This is a genomic window from Alloalcanivorax xenomutans (assembly GCF_032810065.1).
In the GTDB taxonomy this organism is placed as follows: Bacteria; Pseudomonadota; Gammaproteobacteria; order Pseudomonadales; family Alcanivoracaceae; genus Alloalcanivorax; species Alloalcanivorax xenomutans.
The window spans coordinates 996,026-1,015,640 of the sequence record NZ_CP136538.1 but is presented as its reverse complement, the minus strand read 5'-3'; the positions used below and the strand labels follow the sequence as shown (position 1 = coordinate 1,015,640).

18 protein-coding genes are annotated in these 19,615 nt (G+C 61.1%); 7 read left to right on the top strand and 11 right to left on the bottom strand.

The window, feature by feature from the left end:
- Positions 1-32 precede the first annotated feature (32 nt).
- From RYH70_RS04725 to RYH70_RS04710, 4 genes are all read left to right on the top strand, one after another.
- Positions 33-1,073, top strand: coding sequence for an AraC family transcriptional regulator (locus RYH70_RS04725; RefSeq protein WP_063140275.1), 1,041 nt, complete (start codon positions 33-35; stop codon positions 1,071-1,073).
- A 133-nt stretch (positions 1,074-1,206) separates the two neighbouring features.
- Positions 1,207-1,683 (top strand): carboxymuconolactone decarboxylase family protein, encoded by a 477-nt coding sequence (locus RYH70_RS04720; protein WP_317009853.1) that lies wholly within the window; start codon positions 1,207-1,209, stop codon positions 1,681-1,683.
- A gap of 142 nt (positions 1,684-1,825) precedes the next feature.
- Positions 1,826-2,620: an enoyl-CoA hydratase/isomerase family protein gene (locus tag RYH70_RS04715; protein WP_317009852.1), complete on the top strand. Its 795-nt coding sequence runs from the start codon at positions 1,826-1,828 to the stop codon at positions 2,618-2,620.
- A gap of 27 nt (positions 2,621-2,647) precedes the next feature.
- A complete protein-coding gene (locus RYH70_RS04710; protein WP_317009851.1) occupies positions 2,648-4,312 on the top strand; it encodes a class I adenylate-forming enzyme family protein in 1,665 nt (554 codons plus the stop codon).
- 90 nt (positions 4,313-4,402) lie between these two features.
- Here the strand turns inward: RYH70_RS04710 and RYH70_RS04705 are convergent, their stop codons facing one another.
- Positions 4,403-5,335 carry a DUF808 domain-containing protein gene (locus RYH70_RS04705; protein ID WP_080530532.1) on the bottom strand — a complete coding sequence of 311 codons (933 nt, stop codon included), beginning with the start codon at positions 5,333-5,335 and terminating at the stop codon, positions 4,403-4,405.
- 157 nt (positions 5,336-5,492) lie between these two features.
- Between RYH70_RS04705 and RYH70_RS04700 the strand changes: the two genes are divergently transcribed.
- Complete coding sequence (locus RYH70_RS04700; protein WP_317009850.1) at positions 5,493-6,740, top strand: lipase family protein; 1,248 nt, start codon at positions 5,493-5,495, stop codon at positions 6,738-6,740.
- A 29-nt stretch (positions 6,741-6,769) separates the two neighbouring features.
- Here RYH70_RS04700 and RYH70_RS04695 read toward each other — a convergent pair whose 3' ends face one another.
- The 5 genes from RYH70_RS04695 to RYH70_RS04675 form a co-directional block, all read right to left on the bottom strand.
- Entirely contained in the window at positions 6,770-8,128 is a 1,359-nt protein-coding gene (locus RYH70_RS04695) for a hypothetical protein (protein ID WP_317009849.1), read from the bottom strand.
- A gap of 46 nt (positions 8,129-8,174) precedes the next feature.
- The gene (locus RYH70_RS04690; protein ID WP_317009848.1) at positions 8,175-10,304 is read right to left on the bottom strand and encodes a TonB-dependent receptor family protein; all 2,130 of its coding nucleotides are present in this window, start codon (positions 10,302-10,304) and stop codon (positions 8,175-8,177) included.
- 34 nt (positions 10,305-10,338) lie between these two features.
- The gene (locus RYH70_RS04685; protein WP_317009847.1) at positions 10,339-10,767 is read right to left on the bottom strand and encodes a hypothetical protein; all 429 of its coding nucleotides are present in this window, start codon (positions 10,765-10,767) and stop codon (positions 10,339-10,341) included.
- Between the two features lie 130 nt (positions 10,768-10,897).
- On the bottom strand, positions 10,898-12,811 hold the full coding sequence (locus RYH70_RS04680; protein ID WP_317009846.1) for a hypothetical protein: 1,914 nt from the start codon (positions 12,809-12,811) through the stop codon (positions 10,898-10,900).
- Between the two features lie 65 nt (positions 12,812-12,876).
- Entirely contained in the window at positions 12,877-13,413 is a 537-nt protein-coding gene (locus RYH70_RS04675) for a hypothetical protein (protein WP_022994162.1), read from the bottom strand.
- Positions 13,414-13,525: 112 nt separating this feature from the next.
- On the opposite strand from RYH70_RS04675, the gene RYH70_RS04670 reads away from it, so the two are divergent.
- On the top strand, positions 13,526-14,260 hold the full coding sequence (locus RYH70_RS04670) for a Crp/Fnr family transcriptional regulator (protein ID WP_080531842.1): 735 nt from the start codon (positions 13,526-13,528) through the stop codon (positions 14,258-14,260).
- 38 nt (positions 14,261-14,298) lie between these two features.
- On the opposite strand, the gene RYH70_RS04665 is transcribed toward RYH70_RS04670, so the two are convergent.
- Positions 14,299-15,024, bottom strand: coding sequence for an SDR family oxidoreductase (locus RYH70_RS04665; protein ID WP_317009845.1), 726 nt, complete (start codon positions 15,022-15,024; stop codon positions 14,299-14,301).
- Positions 15,025-15,091: 67 nt separating this feature from the next.
- The gene (locus tag RYH70_RS04660; RefSeq protein WP_026949729.1) at positions 15,092-16,282 is read right to left on the bottom strand and encodes an oxygenase MpaB family protein; all 1,191 of its coding nucleotides are present in this window, start codon (positions 16,280-16,282) and stop codon (positions 15,092-15,094) included.
- 108 nt (positions 16,283-16,390) lie between these two features.
- On the opposite strand from RYH70_RS04660, the gene RYH70_RS04655 reads away from it, so the two are divergent.
- Entirely contained in the window at positions 16,391-16,999 is a 609-nt protein-coding gene (locus RYH70_RS04655) for a TetR/AcrR family transcriptional regulator (RefSeq protein ID WP_063140286.1), read from the top strand.
- Between the two features lie 38 nt (positions 17,000-17,037).
- Here the strand turns inward: RYH70_RS04655 and RYH70_RS04650 are convergent, their stop codons facing one another.
- The 3 genes from RYH70_RS04650 to RYH70_RS04640 all read right to left on the bottom strand — a co-directional run bounded on the left by RYH70_RS04650 (position 17,038) and on the right by RYH70_RS04640 (position 19,612).
- Positions 17,038-18,009 carry an acyl-CoA dehydrogenase family protein gene (locus tag RYH70_RS04650; protein ID WP_317009844.1) on the bottom strand — a complete coding sequence of 324 codons (972 nt, stop codon included), beginning with the start codon at positions 18,007-18,009 and terminating at the stop codon, positions 17,038-17,040.
- A 20-nt stretch (positions 18,010-18,029) separates the two neighbouring features.
- Positions 18,030-18,593 carry an NADPH-dependent FMN reductase gene (locus RYH70_RS04645; RefSeq protein ID WP_022994168.1) on the bottom strand — a complete coding sequence of 188 codons (564 nt, stop codon included), beginning with the start codon at positions 18,591-18,593 and terminating at the stop codon, positions 18,030-18,032.
- 224 nt (positions 18,594-18,817) lie between these two features.
- On the bottom strand, positions 18,818-19,612 hold the full coding sequence (locus tag RYH70_RS04640) for a LamG domain-containing protein (RefSeq protein WP_055099709.1): 795 nt from the start codon (positions 19,610-19,612) through the stop codon (positions 18,818-18,820).
- Between the last annotated feature and the right edge of the window lie 3 nt (positions 19,613-19,615).

Below are 19,615 nucleotides of genomic sequence, written 5' to 3'. Positions count from 1 at the left end.
ACTCCATACCAACGAAGCCCGAATCACAGGTCATGGCAAAGCAACCTCCTTTCAACGAGTGGATATCGATCCGCCACCTCCAGCATTTCCTGGCCCGCGGGCAGACCGCCGGGCTGGAGGGTCACGATCTCCTCAAGACACTGGGGTTGTCGCGGTCACAGCTTGATGATTCGGAGGCGGCTCTGCCCGTGGCGGCCCTGGAACCGGTTCTCGCTTATCTGGCCAGAACCTTTCCTGATACCCCGTTCGGCCTCCATCTCGCCCGGGATGTTCAACCGGCCACCTTCGGAGTGCTGGGTTTCCTGACCCAGAGCGCGCCCCGTTTCGCGGACGTTCTGAACCTCCTGGTACGCTACAATGGTTTGCTCAGCAGCATCGGCCTCTTCTCCCTGGAACATAGGCCAGGACAGGTATACATACGCTGGGCATGCCGGTCCGGAGGGCCTCTTTTCCGGCGTCACGCTCAAGAGTACGTGCTCGGCAGTCTGGTGGTGCTGGGGCGCGCCCTGTTGCCTTCCAGCATCGACTTTCCGATTACCGTTCATTTTTCCCATGCCGCGCCGAAGACACGCAAAGGCCGGCATCAGTACCATGAACTGTTCGAATGTCCGGTCCACTTCGAACAACCGGACGCGTCGCTGATCGCCGACAGCAGACTCCTTAACCTGCCGCTACGTCACAGCGACCCCGCCCTGAGCAAAGCTCTGGAACCCCACGCCAACACGCTCCTGCGGCAACGTCGGCGGCGCAATTCAAGATCGGATGAGGTCAGCCGGTTGATCAACACCCTGCTGAATGACCACACACCTTCCGTAGCTGAGATCGCTCAACAACTCAGTGTCAGTGAACGCACCCTGCACCGGGAGCTGAGACATGAAGGCACCCGCTTCCGTGATGTGCTTGATAGGGTCCGCTTCGAGCGGGCCCGGACTCTGCTCCGCGAAAGCAATGCGCCCCTCGATACTCTGGCAGCCAGAATTGGCCTGCAATCACGCCAGTCATTTATTCGCTGGTTCCGACAACACACCGGCACCACACCGGACCAGTACCGTAAGGGACTCCACAATGATTGATCGCGATCTCCTTGAGCCGGAACGGGGCTGGGCCACCCCTTCACGAGTACGGCTTCCACCTCCTCCTTCCGCCGAGCAGGGCATCTTTTTTCGCTTGATGTCCTTATCGTCCCGAGCTTTCGGGCGAGCGGAATTGCCCCGCGTCTTTTCGTTGATACACCGCAATCCCCGCCTGTTCTGGGGCTGGTTATGCTTCGCTTCCCGTCTCATGCCATGGGGGCGATTGCCGGCCCCGGTTCGTGAAAAAATCATCCTTCGGGTGGCTTGGAATTGCCGCAGCCGTTATGAATGGGCGCAACACCTGGAAATCGCCCTGCGTATCGGCGTGCGGGACGACGAGATTGTCGCGACAACCCTTTTCGAGGACAGCATTGAGGTCGAGCATGACCGGCTGCTGATGCGCGCCTGCGATCAACTCCTCCAGTGCAAATTGATTGATGAGACCACCTGGGAGGCGCTATCGCGGTCCTATAGCGACAAGGAAATGATCGAACTGGTCATGCTCACCGGCCATTATGAGATGATCGCCGGCGTCCTGATCAACAGTGGCATCGAGGTGGAACCCGCCATCGAAGACGTTATCCAGGCGTTCTTCAGGCGCCTGAGCTAGAGTCTGACGCTTGAAAGCCCGGAGTGGATGCGTTGCAGCGGCACCGGACATTCCCGGCAGGGGCCCATAGCCATTTAACACAAGAAGCTAGCCTGTACCGCTGCCTACACTGATCGGCACCTTCCACCGATCAGGAATCCCTATGTCCCCTCCGATCCTGCTTGAGATCCGCGACGCCGTTGCCCACGTCACCTTGAACCGGCCGGAGCAGGCCAATGTGCTCAATGACGAAATGTCGGCGGCGTTCATGGAAACGGTGGAAACCCTGGCGCGGGCTTGCGCCCAGGGCCAGGTGTCCGCGGTGTTGCTGTCCGCCAAGGGGCCGCATTTTTGCGCCGGGGGTGATATCAGTGGCTTTGTCGCCAGCGATGATCTGGCCGGGCTGATGGACCGGGGGATTCCGCCGCTGCACCGGGCCATTCACACCCTGAGCACCTTGCCGGTACCGGTGGTCAGCGCGGTGAACGGCTCGCTTGGCGGTGGCGGCATCGGCGTGGCGTTATGTGCCGATCTGGTGCTGGCGTCGTCATCGATGAAGCTGCGCGGTGGCTATTCCGCTATCGGCCTGAGCCCGGATGTGGGAGTGTCCTGGGTCCTTACCCGGCTGGCCGGACCGATGCGCGCCAAACATATCCTGTTCACCAATACGCCACTGACCGCGCGGCAGTGTCTCGCCGCCGGTCTGGTATTGGAAATCCATGAGGACGAGCAGTTGATGCCGGCGGCGGAGAAGCTGGCGCGTTCTCTGGCGGCGGGCGCCACCGGTGCTCTGGGCCGGATCAAGGCGCTGGTGGATCAGGCCGGCCGCCACTCACTGCGGGACCATCTGGAGCGAGAACATCACGCCATGGTGGTCAGCGGCGCCGGCGCGGAGTCCGGCGAGGGGGTGCGTGCCTTCATGGAGAAACGGCCACCCCGCTTTGGCGGAAACGATTAGTCCCCTATCTTCCACCAGGAGCCGATCATGTTGCTGAACCAGCGTTTGCACTCGCATCACTGGTACCACCGCACCGTTTCCCAATTGTTCGCCGAAACCTGCACTGTTTATGCGGACAAGCCGGCGATCCTGTTCGAGGATCAGGTAATCCGCTTTGGCGAGTTATTCGAGCAGGTTCAGGAGATGACCCAAGGGCTTCTGGAACTGGGTATCGACAAAGGGGATGTGGTCTCCACCCTGCCCAGCGCCACACCGGAATTCGCGGTGCTGTATTTCGCCACCTTGCAGATCGGTGCGGTGGTCAACCCGCTCAATTTGCTCTGGGGCACGATGGAATTGCAGGGCGTGTTGCAACGCAATCAGCCCAAGTTAATCGTCGCCGTGGATCGCCAGGGGCCACGGGACATCCTCGCGCTGCTGGAGGGCGCACTGCCGGATCTGGCATTCGAGCCGGAGACGAGCTGCTCTTCCCTGCCTTCTCTAAAGCAGGTTGTTTGCGTGGGCCGGCACGGCCCTGTGCCGCCGGGTTATCTCGATTTCAACGATCTGCCCCGGCCGGCCGATCACACCACGCTGCAACAACGTCGAGACCAAGGCCTGGCTACCGACGTTCAGTTCATGTGCCAAACCTCCGGCACCACATCGTTATCGAAAAGCGCGCTCTGGAATCACCGCCCGCCTCTCGCCACCGCTCATTTCGGCGCGCGCAATCTGAGAATCACCGAACAGGACCGCTTCATCTGTCTGGCGCCGTTCTACCACAACAGCGGTTTGTTCGCGCTCAACATGAACCTGGCCTATGCCGGCACCACTTTGGTGTTGATGGATGGCTTCGATCCCGCCAAAGCACTGGATCTGATCGAACGGCACCAATGCACCTGCACGTTCGGCTTCGACGCCCACTGGCAGGGGCTGCGCCGCCAGCCGGATTTCGAAAAGCGCCCGTTCACCATCAGCAAGGCGATCCTGGCGGGTGAGCCACGCACCTATGATCTGGTGCGCGACATGTGCCCGGCCGGTGCCACCATCAACAATCTCTACGCGCAAACCGAGAATGGCCCGCTGGTGTCTCTGGCGGACCATGAATGCGTGGACGAAGCGGTGAACAAATACACCCACGGCCGCCCTCTTCCTGGCGTGCAGGTGGTGATCAAACACCTTGATAGCGGCGCCCGGGTGGCCCAGGGCGAAGCCGGGGAAATCTGCTACAAGAGTCCGTTCCTGTTCCAGGGCTACCACCAGCAACCGGAAGAAGTGGATAAAGCCTTCGACGAAGAAGGCTATTTCCACAGCGGCGATTATGGCCATTTCGACAACGGCTATCTGACCTATCTGGGCCGTCTCGGCGGCGTGGTCAAATCCGGCGGCGAGAACGTGTCCACCACCCGGGTTACCACGGACCTTCTGGAACGCTTCGAGAATCTGTTCGACGACGTCAAAACCGTGGGCATCGACGACGCCTACTGGGGCACCCGGGTGGTCAGTTTCGTGCGCACCCGCGATGAGCAACCACTGCCGCCGTCACCGGAGCTTCGCGAGGCCTGCAAAGGGCATATGGCCGCCTATGAGATCCCCAAGGACTTTTTACCCTGGGACCGCGAATGGCCAATGACGCCGGAAGGGAAAATCGACTTCAAGCAGCTTCAGCAACGCGCCCGGGAGGCGCTCGGAGATAGCCGGGGCAAACGCTAAGTGAAACATCCGCACGGGAAGCGCGACCGGTTCAGGCGGGCGGCATAGCCCATAAGCAGGGCCCGCCAGATCCGGCGTCCGTCAGGGGAATCAGCCGGCCCTTGCCTCACTCCCGCCACGCAACCGCCCCACAAGACTCACCACCACCAGCACCACCATGCCGGCGATCAGCCCGCCAATCAGATTCACCAGCACCGGTACCGCCCAGGATACCGCCCCGGCCAGTTCGCTCAGATGGTGCACCCAATCGTGGGAGCCGGGAACGCCGTGCACCAGAATGCCGCCACCGACCAGGAACATGGCGATGGTACCCAGCACCGACAGGGTTTTCATCAGCCACGGGGCCAAGGTCAGCAATCCCCGGCCGAGAGCAATGCGGGCCGGAGCGGCGAAACGGTCCTCGGGAGTTTTCATCAGCAACAGGCCCGCGTCGTCCAATTTGACGATGCCGGCCACCAACGCGTACACCCCGATGGTCAGCAGCAAGGCGAGGGTACTCAGAGAAATCACCTGCACCCCGAAACTGGCGCTTTGCATGGCACCGAGGGAGATCACGATAATCTCGGCGGAAAGAATGAAGTCGGTACGAATGGCCCCTTTGATTTTTTTCTTCTCGAAGGCGACCAGATCCACCTTGGCATCCTGCAAGGCTTTGAGCCGCTCCTCGCGGCTATGTTCGTCCTTGCCGTGCAGGAACTTGTGCAGGACCTTCTCGGCACCCTCATAGCACAGATACGCACCGCCGATCATCAACAGAACGGTGATCGCCCACGGCGCGAAGGCGCTGATCAGCAACGCCGCCGGCACCAGGATCACCTTGTTCAGCAGAGAGCCCTTGGCCACCGCCCAGACCACCGGCAATTCCCGATTGGCGCGCACGCCGGATACCTGTTCGGCGTTCAAGGCCAGGTCATCCCCCAGCACCCCGGCGGTCTTCTTCGCCGCCACCTTGGTCATCAGGGATACATCGTCAAGCAACGTGGCGATGTCATCGATCAGCGCCAGCAAACTGGTTCCTGCCATACTTCTCTCCTTGGGGACGGGCCAACGCAAGAAAATACACGGGACAACCCTTATGCCGCAAACCCGCGGGTCTCCAATTCGTCGTGTTTTGCACTTGGCCGGCCTGGCCGTCCATGCCAGATTCGCCAGGTTCCGTTTCCTCATAAGGAGAACAACCATGGCCTTTTTCCCTGTTCGCCGTCACTGGCTCGCTCTGCTCGGCACCACCGTGGTGCTGACCGGTTGCGCCCATTTCTCCGACAGCGACGCGCCACCGGCATCCATGGAAATCGCCCGGGGCCCGGCCGGACTGGATTTCTACACACCGCCCTCCCCACTGCCTGAAGGTCACCACGGCGACCTGATCCGGGCCCGGGCACTGGATAACAACGCGGCCCTGCCCAGCGCCGCGCAAAACTGGCTGACGCTATACCGCTCCACCGACCTGGACGGCAACGCCATCGCCGTAAGCGGCACCGTGGCCATTCCCAAAGGCACGCCACCCGAGGGCGGCTGGCCGGTGATCAGCTGGACCCACGGCACCACCGGCATCGCCGACCGTTGCGCCCCTTCGCGCAATGACGACGACTATCCTGCACGGGGTTATGTGGATTTGATGAACGAGACCGTGGATCAATGGGTGCGGCGAGGCTACGCGGTGGTGAAAACCGACTACCAGGGACTGGGCACACCGGGTGTCCATCCCTACCTGGTGGGCGAAGCGGAAGCCCGGAGCGCCATCGACATGGTCCGCGCCGCCCGTCAACTGACGCCGGATCTGAGCCGGGATTGGCTGGTCATGGGGCACTCTCAGGGTGGTCAGGCGGCGCTCTACACCGCTTATCTCGGTCCGATATACGCCACGGAACTCAACCTCACCGGCGCCATCGCCATTTCTCCCGCGTCTCATTTGAGCGCTCAGATTCAATACGCCCTGACTCATCCTGAGATACGCTCGAACCCTTACGGCGCTTTAATGCTGGTCGGCATCACCGCCGCCACCCCCAAGGTGGATCTGTCCACGCTGCTCACCGAAGAGGGTCGCAAAAGAATCAAACAGGTGGATGAGCGATGCGTCGGCGAGATGCGCGGCGAGGATGGCTGGACCCTGACGGTGGGAGAGTTGAGTGATCTGGAAGCCGATTGGCAACCACTGATCCAGGCCGTGGCCAGCCTGGAGGACACCGAGAATCTGCGTCCGTCAGTGCCACTGTTGATTCTGCAATCCGATGACGACAAGGCCGTACTGAAACCCCTCACGGACAAAATGGTGGCCCGCTACCAATCCCTGGGGCTGGATGTGGAATACCGCACCTACCACATCGAGAACCAGGACCCGGCCTACACCAGCCACCAGATCACCGTGCCGGTGTCACGTCCGGCCGCCATGGTCTGGGCGCAGCGGCATTTGCCGGCGGGACGCTGAGCCAGACGGCCGCCCTCAGGGCGGCCGCTTCACGGGACGGCGCCCCTTCGTCTGAATGCCGCCAGGAGAGCCAGCAATGCCAGAGTAGCCGCACCTATACCGCCCCCATTGCCCGAGCTCTCCTGGTGACTTCCCAGGGTGTTCTCCACCGGCGCCACGCCGAAGGCCAGGACACCGGCCTCCGGGTTCAGATCCCAGGGGCCATTGTCATGCAATCGGATCTCCAGCGCATGATCGCTCAGTCGTCGATATGCATCGGACGCCATTAATCGATAGCGTTCGTTGCCGTCGATGACTTGAGAGGCGTACAGAAGAAGACGCGAAGACTCCGGCAGCGGTGCCTGGAAGGTAACACGCACCGTCACCGGCTCGTTTGTCATGGCGCTTGCCTGCAAATCGAACCGAATGAATCCGTATTGGTATTCCAGCCCGGCGTCACCGCGCGTGGTATCGGGAATGGAGGAATCTCCGTCCGGGTCCGTGGCCAGGGACATATAGCCGGTGGTGACGCCGGCAAAGCGCCAAGGCTCGCCCACGGCGGCCTCGGCGGTGGTGCCGGACAAGGCGTCTCCAGTCACCTGCCGCCCAGGGATACCGTCGAGCAGCGCCACACCGGCTGCCAACCGGGGATCCAGAGCCGCCGCGCCAGGCTCCAGAGCGTCGATGAGACCATCCGCATCCGTGTCCACCGGGTTCTCCGGGGCCTCCCCCAGTTCCTCCGCATCGGGCAAGCCATCACCGTCGGTATCCGCGTTATCGGCATCCGGGTTGAGCCCCAGCTGTTCCTTCAACTGGTCACTGATGCCATCACCTCCGCTGCTGCTGCCTTCCAGGCGCGCGTTACCTTCGAAGTCGGGCTGCACGGTCATCGGAAAAACACCCGCGATCTGAGTCCCCGGAATACCATCAAGTACGCCCGCCGGCTCATCATCCACGGTGATGATCAAGATACGATTGGGGTTATCCGGGTCCTCGGTGATCTCGAACCGGGTGCTGGTGTCGGCACGGGGATTACCGACATTCGGGTTGTAGATCTGAAAGCCGTGATAAACCGTGTAGGTGCCATCCAGATTATCGGTGAACCCGGCGGTAAAGCGATCGTCCCCTTGCCCTTGATTACCGATGGATTGGACCTCGTAATCGAATCCCACGGTCAGGGTGGTACCGCGAATCAGCACCCACCCCTCATCGAAGTTCCAGCTCCAGTCCGCATTTTGGATGCCTTTGCCCAGCACCAGTTCACTGCCGGCCTGGCAAGCTCCGGGACAACCTCGCATGGTGAGCAGGTGCTGACCATGATAGACACCGGTCAGGCCGGGAGTCCCGGCCATAGCCGCGCCGCAGATGATCAACAGCGGAGCACTCATCAAAGCAGTCTTCAATTTCATATCACCCCCTTCCTCGTTCCATATCGGGGGCTGCCGTGGCGCCCCTTCACCATCGGTAAGTTACTCCGGCGTAACCGTGAAATTCCGCGCCGGGCACGAAGGTCGGAGCGGTCAGGCTGGACTCGGGATCTTCCGCCGACAGCCCGCGGACTACGTAGGCCGTCTGCCAGGTCTCGTTGGTGAGATTGCGCAGATCCAGGAACCACTCCCAAGATGGCGTCGGACGATATGACAAAGCGGCCCCGAGCAGCAGATAGCTGTCCTGCTTCAGTCCCGCGTTGTAGTGATCGACATGGGTGTCTTGCGGCTGCCAACGGGCGGACAGTGTCAGGCCAAGCCGCCGCGACCAGTGATATCCCAATTCAGCGGTCACCAGGTGAACCGGAATGCCGGCGATCCGCTTACCGTCATACCGCCCGCCATGGAAACGGAAGTCGCTGTAGTTGTAGACCCCACGCACGGAGAGCCAGTCTCCGGAGCGGAGCAGCCCGCGCTCGCTCCGGGCGCTCATCGCCAGTTCAACACCCTGATGCACCGTGTCGTGATCGTAGTTCACCGTGGTGCCGTCGATAGCGAAGTTCTGCACCTCCGCGATCAACTCGTCCTTGACCCGCGAATAAAAGTACGCCCCTTCCCAGGCGAACGACCCGGCAATCCGCCGGGCGCCCACTTCAAAGGTGTTCGCCATTTGCATTTCGAGGGGTTTGGTCATCAGATACAGGCTCGCCGGCGATGCCGGCACCGACCCCGGCCCCAGATCCACCAATTGCCAGAAGGTGGGTGCTTCCGAACTCCGGCTCACATTGGCGTAGTAATGCGTGCCGGCGAAAGGCGAATAAATCAGTCCGAGCTTTGGATTGAGAGCGCGATAGGTCAGCTCGCTGTCGAGCAGGCCAGGGGCTCTCTCATCATCGACATTCCGTTGGTGCCACGCATACTGAAACGCGGCCACTGCCTGCCACCGTCGGGACAGGGGATAATTGACCTGCGCTCCTCCGACCACGTTGCTGGCCCGCAAATCGAGATCGGCGAAGCGCCTCTCCAGACTGCCGTCGTCGGGATGCACCAGATAGTATTCCCTGGGCATGGCGCCAGAGTTGGCGGACAGGAATACCTGATAGCGAGCCTCCGTTCCATCCGTATTGGGAACAAACACTTCCGTCCCGTAATCCAGACCGAAATTGCCCGCCTCGGTATTGGCTTGCCAGGCCGGATTCTTGAACCGGTCCCGTATTGACTCAGCGTACAACCCCAGACTGTGGGAAGCCTGTTCCGTGTACCAGATGGTTTTGTTGGCCAGTCTGGTCTGCCGGGTGTCCCGTTCCGGCTGGCGCACCCGGACGTTGAGAAAATCCTCTGTGCTTTTATTGTCCGGATCAGCGTAGTCCCCCATCACCGAGTCTGGATCGGACAAGGCCCTGTCCTTGGTAAGCAGAAAGGGGATGTCGAAACGGTTATCCGCCAGATTCAGATAGGTTCGGTTGATCCAGTTCCCGCCCCGGTATCCGAAGTTGACAACGATGGTGTTCCTTTGCGCGCCACTGTGGCTTCGCCAACCGTCGGATGCCTGATACCCGGCGCGTATGTAGCCATCCCACTGCTCTTTTTTTTCAGCCAGGGCGACACTGCCCCGCCAGGTGTTCCAGGATCCCCCTTCCAGAGAGACCGAGGACGGACTGTTTCGTGCCGTGCGCATATTGAAATCAATGGCGCCGCCGAGAGTGGTACCACCATATCGGAGCGCGTTGGCGCCACGGTACACGGAGATCAGGCTGGTTTGCTCGGGATCAATCAGGCCGATAATAAAGGAACCGTCCGCCTGATTGATCGGCAGACCGTCGTAAAGAATCTGCACGCCACGGCTGACCGGGTTATCCTGAATCCCTGATCCACGGATGTTCAGTCTTGGCTGATCATTGCCGCCGAAGAACTCCTGGATGATGATCCCCGGCTCAAAATCCAGCACCCTGGCCAGAGTAGCCTGGCTGCCCTCCTTCTCTGCGGGATCGATCAGATTGGTCGCACCGGGCACGTCATCGAGCCGGCGTTGCTGCTCCCGCTTTTCATGCACAGCTTCGTTACCGGCTTCGACCGTCACCGGGTCCAGGCGGTTGGGCTCCGCCGCCAGAGCGGTGGTGGCAACGAGCAGGCAACACGACAAACAACGCCTGGTCATCCCCCCACCTCCCACGGAGAAGAGGACGGACTGGTCAGGCCAGGTAGAACATGGCCTTGGCCAACACCACAATCAGCACCATGTGGATGAAAACACTGTAGTGGGTAATCTTGAAGCGCAGGGAGCTCATACTCCCACAGACGGAGGCCCGGATGGCGGTAATGAAATGTACCAGGACGCTCAGCGCGAGCACGATCTTCACGGTTAAAAGCGTGGAAAAAATACTGGAGAATGGCGGATACCAGCCTGCCCAATACACTCTCACCAGTAACCCGGTCCCGGTGAGGAAGAGCAGCCCCACCACATAGGGCATGATCTTTCGCGCTCTTCGGTGAATGCCCTCCTCCACCAGCGTCATCATGCCCGCGGGCAGATACCGGCGAATGTTCTCCAGAAAGATCACCTCGAACGCCACGATGCCGATAAAGAAGATCGCGCAGAACAGGTGCAGGGTGATCAACACTCCGTATTCCAATTGAATGCTCTCTCGTTAACCGGTCAGGAAATCGAATCATTGCTCACGAACCCCCTGAGCCTCAATGATATTTGTCATGGTGGAGAGGGGCGCCGGGCGCCCCGCTGCGTCGCGGCGCCTACCACTTGCGGCGGATAAGCAAGAGCGAAATCAGGCCCGACAATCCCAAGGGAAGGGAGCCGCCGCCCCCGGAGCCCCCTCCACCGGTTCCGCCGCCATCATCACCGTCACCGGTATTACCACCGTCCGTTTCCCCGCCGGAATCCGCCGGCTCGGTGGTGGCAAGCACCAGATTGACCAGTCGCCCGCCATCCTCATAAGGGTATTCGTCCGGCAACACAGTAATGTCCTGATCTTCATCAATGGGCGCGAACATATGGGTGGAAACCGTGAACTCGACAGTCTGATCATCGACTCGGGTAAACGGCACTTCGGCGGCCAGGCTGGCCCAGATGGTGGGCGCCAGCATCTCCTCCCCGTTGATCACCCCGGTGGTGCTGCTGAGAACACGCCGCACGGTAAACAACCGGAGTCCTTGCGGAATCTCCCCAGCGAATTCCAGCCGCATGGGCGGTGCATCGGGAAGCAGGCGGTAAACCACCGTGCCGTCGGACAGTTGTTCGCCCAGCCTGATGTAATCGACGATACCGGCATCATCGAGATACTCTTCGAAGCCGGTCTCGAAGACTTCACCGAACAGTTCGGTTCCCTGCGCACGCCACGCGCTGATCCCGGCTTCGAAGGCCGGCCGGGCCTGTTCCATCATGACGGCAAGGTCATCCATCAGTGCTTTCTTGCGGGCCAACAGCGTTTGCTGTTGCTCGGTCGGTTCATCCCCGAGACTGTCCCGATACGCTTCATAGTCGGCCTTGCGGAATAACCAGTCTCCCTTGGCGGAGAGGTATTCCCCCGCGTACGACTCGATGAATTCCTTGTTCCACCTGTCCCAATCGGTGTCCTTCGCCGTGGTGCCGAACTGAATCTGGCCCAGCCGGTAGCTCAGTTCCGCGCCGTCCACGGTAACTCGGGGTAAATGTTCACCCACCGAGCTGGATTCAAAATAACGGGAGTCGATGCCGGTAACCGCATTGCCCAGTTGGAAGCGATTCCCTCTACTGTTGATCAATGTCACCAAGCGCCCGTCGAGAAGCCGTATACCGGCGGCCACGGAATCGTCTCCCACGCCTTTGACGCCTTCGATCAGGTCGGGCACGCCATCGTTGTCAGCATCAATCGGCATGGTGACGACGTCGCCGCGTCTGGCGATGTCCAGAACGGTATCAGCGGTAACGCCATAGGCCAGTGCCTGGGCATCGGTAACGCCGTCGCTGTTGCTGTCCGTGCCATCGTCCGGATACATCACCGCGCTTTCGAATTGAGGGGACACGCGGAAGGGAAACACCGCGTTGGGTTTCCCCTCGAACATGGCGGGCAGCCAGCGGCCCGGAATCATGTCCCCATCGGGGCCATCCAGAGTAGTAATCGACAGGGTGCCATCATTGGCTTCCTGTATCTCGAAATCCGTGGTGATCACACCAAGAGGGTAGCCCGCGAAATCAAGGAAGATCTGCAAGGCGAATTGCGCGGTGTATGTGCCGTCGCCATTGTCCATGAAGGAGCCGGTCACTTCGGATGGATCAGGTGTCTTTTCCGGAAAGAGCTGCCCGTCGATTCGTTCCCGCTCGGGACTGAACAACTGAAACGGCGGCGAGGCGGTCTGTAAGGCATAGATCCATCCCCCGCTGAGGGTGATCGTCTTGTTATCAAAGTCCCACTGCCAGTACTGCGTGGAACGGCTGCCTCCCAACCGGTTGTATTGGGTAGTGTTGTCATACGGACTGGTCAGTAATTGGTTGATCGGCGCCCGTGGTATCTCCGCCGGCAAGGTAATCGGGCTGTTCATATGCAGGGTATAGCGGCCGATGTAGGTACCGCCAAGATCCGCGGTCCCCGCCAGGCAAATACCGCTTTGGATTCCGATAAGAACGACGGCGTAACGCGCCGCGTTTTTCAATCTACTATTAGCTTTCATTACAGCGATCCTGATGTTTACCGTGGCGGGCATGCACCGGCATGCCCGTGTTCACCGGTCTCCTTTCAGTAAGCGGAGCCGGTCAGTTCAATGGACAGATTGGCCGGAAACGGCGATGCGGGAAGGTTGTGCCCGATGACCCCGTCACCATCGGAGTCGATGGTATCGATGAGCAGGACACCGCCGCTGTCGGTGATCTCCAGCGTAATTTCGGTATCCTTGCCGGGGTTACCAAACAACGGGTTGAATACCTTGAAGTTGTAATTGAACGAATAGGTGCCATCGCCGTTGTCGGTGAACGGAATAGTGGTGGTCCCGGCGCTGGTATCGGTCAGCGCGTAATTGAAAATGCCCGAGATACCCAGAAAGCTGGCGTTCACCTGACCGTTGGTGATGGTCATTTCCGCGTTATCGAAGTCCCAGTCCCAGTCGTAGTAGGCCACGCCGGTGGCACGAATGGTGTTGTCGTCCGTGGTCCTGACCTGGATCAGGTAGTCGCCGTAATAAGCCCCGGTCAAACCGGGCGTTCCGGCCATCGCGCTGGCGCCCAGCTGTAACGTGAAGATCCCCAGAATCGTGGCAATGCTAAGAAGCGGTTTCATGGCATTTCTCCGATGATGAAAGGTCGTTCCTTGCTCCTGAATACAGGAACCCCTATCATCTGATAATGATTCTCAAACAAAAATGACTTTTATCAGTTCAATGGGGTGGGTCGTGTCCGTTATCGAAGCGCTGAACAAAACCGCTCTGTTTTCCGGGGTGGCATCACCGGCCTTGCGGATCATCGCGAAGGGCGCGCATTCCATATCCGTGCCCTGTGGAGCCCATTTATTCGAGTCGGGGGACGAGGCGCGTTCGTTCTTCCTACTGACTTCCGGCATCGTGCGTCTCTACCGCGCCGGTCTGGACGGTGAGGACAAGGTCTATCAGGTCCTGGGGGAAGGGGATTTGATCGCGGAAACCGCCATGTTTTCCAAACCCTGCGTCTATCCGCTCTCCGCCCAGGCGGAGAGCGACTGTGATCTTTACCGATTACACAAAGAGGGCCTGACCGAATTGGCCGCCAACGATTCCCGCTTCGCCCTGTATCTGCTTGAGCAAATGTCGGGCCGGTTGTATCAGGCGGTCAACCGCTTCGATCAGCTGACCGTGGCCAATGCCGGCCAACGTCTGGTGATGTACCTGCTCGCTCTGATCCAGGAGCAGAAAAGCCACTGGCTGACCCTGCCGGTCAGCGTCAAGGTGCTGGCGAAACAACTGAACATGTCCCCGGAAACGCTTTCCAGATTGCTGGCCCGCTTCCGGGAAAGCGATATGATCAGCGGCCGGGGCCGCAAGTGGGTTATCTCCGATGCCGCCGGCCTCTGCCGGGTCACCAACCTTCCGCTACCGGATTCCATGTCCTCCATGGCGGGCGGCCAGTTTTTTCGCTGCTGCAACTTCGGCTAGGGGGGGCTCCCGCACGCCCTGTCCGGACTGACGCCATGTCAGGAAAACGCCGCCCGCCCCACCGAGGCGCCGCCGTCCACGAACAGGGTCTGACCGGTGATGTAGCCGCTATGCTCGCCGAGCAGGAATTCGATGGCGGCGGCGATTTCGTCCGGCTGGCCGAGCCGGTCCATGGGAACACCGGACAGATAGCGCGCTTCACCTTCACTTCCGGGCGGATTGTTTTCGCGGAACAGCTCGGTTTCCGTCGGACCGGGCGCCACTGAATTGACGGTGATACCGGTTTTCGCCAGTTCCAGGGCCCAGGTGCGGGTGAAGTTGACCAGGGCGGATTTGGCGGAGGCGTAGGCGGTGCGGCCTTGCATGCCCAGCACGGTGAGGCTGGAGATATTGACCACTCGGCCCCAGCCGCGCTGGCGCATCCCCGGCAACACCGCCTGGGTGGCCTGAATGGTCGGGTGCAGGTTCAGCGCCAGCACACTGTCGAAAGTATCCAGGTCGATCTCGCCCAACGGCTGCGGGCGCACCGCACCGACATTGTTGACCACGCCGTCGAAGTCAAAGCGGTTGGCCAGATCCGCCAGCACCTGCTCGGTGTTGGCGCGGTCGCTCAGGTCCACGGAAATCAAAGTGCCAGGGAAGTCACCCTGGCCGGCGCCACGGGCCAGGCCCACCACGCCATGGCCGGCGGCGGCCAGCCGCTGGGCAAGGGCACGACCGATGCCCTTGCTGGCACCGGTGATCAGAAAGGTTCTTGTTGTCATGAGGTTCTCCCGATAGGACAAGGCCCCAAGTGTGCCGTGTCCGACCGGATCGGGACAACGCTCTTGATCAGCTTTCCCGCAACGTGCCCACCGCCGCTTTCTGGAAGGCACGGCCGCGTTGCTGCAGCCGTTCCCTCAGCCCGGGCAGAAAACGGTGACTGCTGTAATAGGTGAAGCGCGGAGCAATGGTCATTAGCGGGAACCAGGGCAGGATATGTTCCGGCAGACCGAGCTGGCGCATCTTTTCCTTGCCGAGGAAATAGCGGCTGGTGCTCAGATGCATGTGATAGCGCAGCCGCCGGCGCACGCTTTGAAGACGGGGAAAACGATGCGCCAGAGGCTCCCGGGCCAGCGCCCGCGCCAGTTCCGGGGTGGTCCAGTCCGGCTGGCTCTGGGTCATCAAGGTATGATGCAAACGCAACGCACCCTCTTTTTCGGTATCCACCAGCCACTGCTCCTGCACGCCCATCAGCCAGCAGGCATAACGCCACAGGTGCATGACCGCCCGGGATTCGGTGGGTGTCACCGGGATCCCAAGCAAGCGCAAGCCATTGAGCATGACCACCGAAAATCCAAGATAGGTGGCCACCATATCCACCTGGCTCAGCGGCAATCCCCAGCGCTCATGATCCCAGTCCTCACGCCGGTCCAGATCCCGACGCACCAGAGCATGCACCAGGCGTACCTGCAAGGTGGCGCGATAGCCTGCGGCCAGCGGCTCCAGACCGCCGACCTCGGTGCAATCGATCCACCAGTGACCGGTACGTGCCACCCGACGTCCGGTACCTTCGGTAAGCGCCCCGGTAAGCACCAGCGACTGATTGAACCCGGACAGCAGATAGCCCCCCATCAGCGCCAGATCACGGAGCACGAAGGTGGCGCCCTCCCCGGTGCCATGAATGAAGCGGGCGCCCAGCTCAAGCAGCTCCGGATCCACCCAGTCCGGGCGGTTTTCCACCCGCCGGAAGAAGCGCACCAACGGCTCGGGGGCATCCGTCAGGCTATCCACGCCTTGCTTCAGTGCCTGCTGGAACAACTTGTGGCCACGGCCTCGGCCATACTCTTCCATCCACGCCACCAGTTCATCCATGGCCGGGTCGCCTACCCACAGGCCGTCCAGAGCCGCCTGGAACTCCTCCCGGCTCGGCGCCAGATCACGCCCCAACCATAACCGCAACCACAGTGGCGTGCGGCCCTGGGTCTTTTCAAATGGGCGGGCCCGGGTCGGAGCCGGGCGGGGAGTAACGGATGCGTCCATGGTGGATCTCCTGCGGGCGATGGCCTCTTGTATTACTCAGAACCATAATGCGAATATGTATTCGCATTCAATTCGCGTTTGGGCCCACCCTGGCCTTGAAGGAGCGTCATGCGTAAACAACCCAGACAGCGGCGCTCCCGGCGGATGGTGGACGCCCTCATCGACGCCACCGCCCAATGCATCACCCAATACGGCGTGGACGGCACCACCACCCCGCGCATCGCCGAATGCGCCGGCGTCAGCGTCGGTTCCCTGTATCAGTATTTCAGCGACAAGGACGCTTTGTTCGAGGCCCTCGGAGAGAAACTGGCCCACGATGTGGCGCGGGCGCTCAAACGCCTGCCGCTGCCGGAATCCGCCAACCTGCATGATCTGGTGGGCGGCGCCATCCGTTTCGGCTTCGACATGCTCAACTCCCGGGAGGGGTTGTTTCTGGAGCTGATCCGCAACTGGCATCGGCTGCCCACGGCCCGCGTGGCGGACGTGCTACAGGGGCACTTCCTGGAGCTGGCGCGGCTGTATTTCATCAAGCATCATCAGAAGTACCCGATCGAGGATCTGCAGGTGCGCATGTTCATCGTCGCCAACAGCACCTTGTTCACCATGGTGCGACAGGTCAGTCAGGACGAAGGGCTGCTACGGCAGGAAGACGTGGCCGAGGGGCTCACCAACATGATCGTCGGCTATCTCGGCGGCGAGACAGGCCCGTCCCGGTAGCATGGCCGGCACGGGCCCCGATTGAGGACAACCCGGGGTCAGGACAAGGTGGCGAGCTGTTCCCAGGCCCGTTGGACCCGCAGCTCCCGTGGTTTGGAGGCGATCTGGAATAACGGCTGGTCTCGCAGCCAGCGCCGCAATGCCGGGTCCCCGTTGTCACTGCCGCGCCACTGATCGGTCACCCTGCCATACAGGGCCTGCCCCTGACCGAGCAGGCCGGCGAGCGCCACGTGGGTCGCCGGGCTGCCGGCATCCACGCTGGCCAGACTGCCCAGCGAAAACAAATTGGCGGCCAGAGCTTCGATGAGCGGATCCGGCCAGCCGCGATAGCGGGCTTCGCGCAACAGATAGGCGTGCGTGGCGATGGCGATGAAGGTGTCTTCCACGGTGCGGAACGGCTTGACGTAGTCGCTGTAACCGTCGCCGGGCAGTACCGCCTCTCGCGGCACCCGCACATTGTCGAAGGCCGCCGCCTGATGGGGCACCTCTGGCACGAATTCCAGCGGCGTCTTCTCCGAGAAGTAAATCCCTTCGGAAGAAGCCGGCACCGCCACTACTTTCAACGCCGGCCTGGCTTCCGGTTCATGGCCGTTGATGCGGGCCACCACCAGAAACACATCCGCCACCGGCCCCAGCGTGGTCCAGCTCTTCTCACCACTGACGGTGACCGTGCCATCGCCGTTGTCGGTTACCTGGGTACGAATATCCCGGGGACGGTTACCGCTGCTTTCCGTGGCGCACAGCGCCATCGTCCACTCGTTCTCCAGCAATTGGGGCCGGAAGGGAGTCAACAACCGGCGCAGCGCCGCCTGGTACCCGCCAGCGAAGGCCCAAGCAAGGCGATCGGAGAGAAAGCCACCACTGACCGCCAGCGCCACCGGCGACAAACCCTCGGCTGCCTGGGCCCGCCATTCCGGCGCCCAATCCTCGGCGGTTTCCAAAGCGTCCACGTCCGCCCGGGAACTCAGCGCGAAACGCAGGGCGTCCACTAAATCGGATTGATCAGACATGTGCTCTCCCTCCCTCGGCATTACGAAGCGCGCAGCGGCTTCAAGGCGCCGGCCCATCGTTCCAGTTCATCGAGCATGGCCTGAGCGCTGTCCCGATGATGATCGTTACTTTCAAAGACACCGTCCTTAAGGTGTTGGTTCACCATCGGCACCATCACCTGCTCCACCAACGGCATTATTTTCAAGGTGGTCAACAACGGCTTGGTGGCCTGCACCGAACGCAGTCCTCCGGAAACGCCGCCATAGCTGACGAAGCCCGCCGCCTTGTAATTCCACTCCAGGTACAGGTAATTGAGCGCGTTGGTCAACGCCGGTGTCGGCCCGAAATTGTACTCCGGCACCACGAAGACAAAGGCGTCGGCGGCATCCACCGTCTCCGCCCAGCGGCGCGTATGTTCATGCTGGTACTTCTGCATTCTCGGGTGATTGGGCTCGTCCAACAAAGGCAGATTCATCTCGGCCAGATCCACCAGACGGGCGTCGAACGCCCCGTGCTCCCTGGCGACGGGATAGAACCAATCGGCCACCGCTTTTCCCACCCGTCCGGGGCGGGTACTGGCGATCACCACATCAAGACGCAGCATGCGTTGCCCTCCGATTGCAAAAGTGATGTCTACAATCTACTCCCCACCGCCGCTACTGCAAACCTTGAAGAAGCAAAACGCGGTCATATTCTCTGCCAAGGCAGCTTCCCACAGCGGCTTCTTAGCAGAAACTGTGGGAGCCAGCCTGCTGGCGAATTACGGGCCTCTGGCATTGACATATTCGCTTGCAGGCAAGCTCCCACAGCGGCTTCGGAGCAATTTTTTCAGTCGGATTCCGGGCAGAACAGATTGGCTTCGTCGCTACCGCTCAGCCGTACCAGGTCCACATCTCCCTGGAATGGCGTCCGCGTCGTGCTCCCCCAGGCGGCGCCGACCATGGCCCCGGTGGCGTGGCTGGAAAGAATAGGCATGCCGGCGGAGCGATCAAACTCCGCCACGGTTTCACAGTCCAGCTGCACCGTGACGTGATTACCGTCACTGCCCACCCACAACTCCTGCCAGGTGCCGGCGTCCCCCAACGCCACCACCAGACGACGCTCCTGGTTCGGGAAGTTCAGCACCGCGGCGGCACCGTTCATTTGCAAATCAAAGGCCAGCGCGCCCTGGCTTCCCAGCGAGAACACCGAGCCCTGCGGGTCAGCAGCGCTGCGAGCCCGTACATGCAAAGCGAACGCCTCGCCGATCACGGTGTTGGCCAGCACCGAATTTTCCCGGGTGGACAGCTGATAGGTGCCGTCGAAACCCAACACGCCGCCAACAGCGCCGCCCTCCTCCGACCGCGGCGCGGCTTCCAGTTCCTGATAGTTGCCATCCAGAGCGTACAGCGGATTACCGTAGGCGGAATAATCGTTGACGCAAAACTCCTCGCAGTCGGCATCCGCGTCCATCACCCAGAAACCCAGCACGTGGCCATCCACGGGCATGTACTCCACCGGGTTCTCGATGGTGTCACCGGGGACTTCGGTGACACGATCCACGTAACGGGTGTCGTCGCCGCCACAGGCGGTCAACGCAAAGGCCATGACGGCCAGGCTCAATGAAGTCTTGGCGATTTTCATGGT

Excerpts from the sequence above, each read along its gene's own strand:
- RYH70_RS04725 (WP_063140275.1), top strand. The coding sequence starts at position 33 with ATGGCAAAGCAACCTCCTTTCAACGAGTGGATATCGATCCGCCACCTC.
- RYH70_RS04715 (WP_317009852.1), top strand. The coding sequence starts at position 1,826 with ATGTCCCCTCCGATCCTGCTTGAGATCCGCGACGCCGTTGCCCACGTC.
- RYH70_RS04710 (WP_317009851.1), top strand. The coding sequence starts at position 2,648 with ATGTTGCTGAACCAGCGTTTGCACTCGCATCACTGGTACCACCGCACC.
- RYH70_RS04705 (WP_080530532.1), bottom strand. The coding sequence starts at position 5,335 with ATGGCAGGAACCAGTTTGCTGGCGCTGATCGATGACATCGCCACGTTG.
- RYH70_RS04700 (WP_317009850.1), top strand. The coding sequence starts at position 5,493 with ATGGCCTTTTTCCCTGTTCGCCGTCACTGGCTCGCTCTGCTCGGCACC.
- RYH70_RS04695 (WP_317009849.1), bottom strand. The coding sequence starts at position 8,128 with ATGAAATTGAAGACTGCTTTGATGAGTGCTCCGCTGTTGATCATCTGC.
- RYH70_RS04690 (WP_317009848.1), bottom strand. The coding sequence starts at position 10,304 with ATGACCAGGCGTTGTTTGTCGTGTTGCCTGCTCGTTGCCACCACCGCT.
- RYH70_RS04680 (WP_317009846.1), bottom strand. The coding sequence starts at position 12,811 with ATGAAAGCTAATAGTAGATTGAAAAACGCGGCGCGTTACGCCGTCGTT.
- RYH70_RS04675 (WP_022994162.1), bottom strand. The coding sequence starts at position 13,413 with ATGAAACCGCTTCTTAGCATTGCCACGATTCTGGGGATCTTCACGTTA.
- RYH70_RS04665 (WP_317009845.1), bottom strand. The coding sequence starts at position 15,024 with ATGACAACAAGAACCTTTCTGATCACCGGTGCCAGCAAGGGCATCGGT.
- RYH70_RS04660 (WP_026949729.1), bottom strand. The coding sequence starts at position 16,282 with ATGGACGCATCCGTTACTCCCCGCCCGGCTCCGACCCGGGCCCGCCCA.
- RYH70_RS04655 (WP_063140286.1), top strand. The coding sequence starts at position 16,391 with ATGCGTAAACAACCCAGACAGCGGCGCTCCCGGCGGATGGTGGACGCC.
- RYH70_RS04650 (WP_317009844.1), bottom strand. The coding sequence starts at position 18,009 with ATGTCTGATCAATCCGATTTAGTGGACGCCCTGCGTTTCGCGCTGAGT.
- RYH70_RS04645 (WP_022994168.1), bottom strand. The coding sequence starts at position 18,593 with ATGCTGCGTCTTGATGTGGTGATCGCCAGTACCCGCCCCGGACGGGTG.
- RYH70_RS04640 (WP_055099709.1), bottom strand. The coding sequence starts at position 19,612 with ATGAAAATCGCCAAGACTTCATTGAGCCTGGCCGTCATGGCCTTTGCG.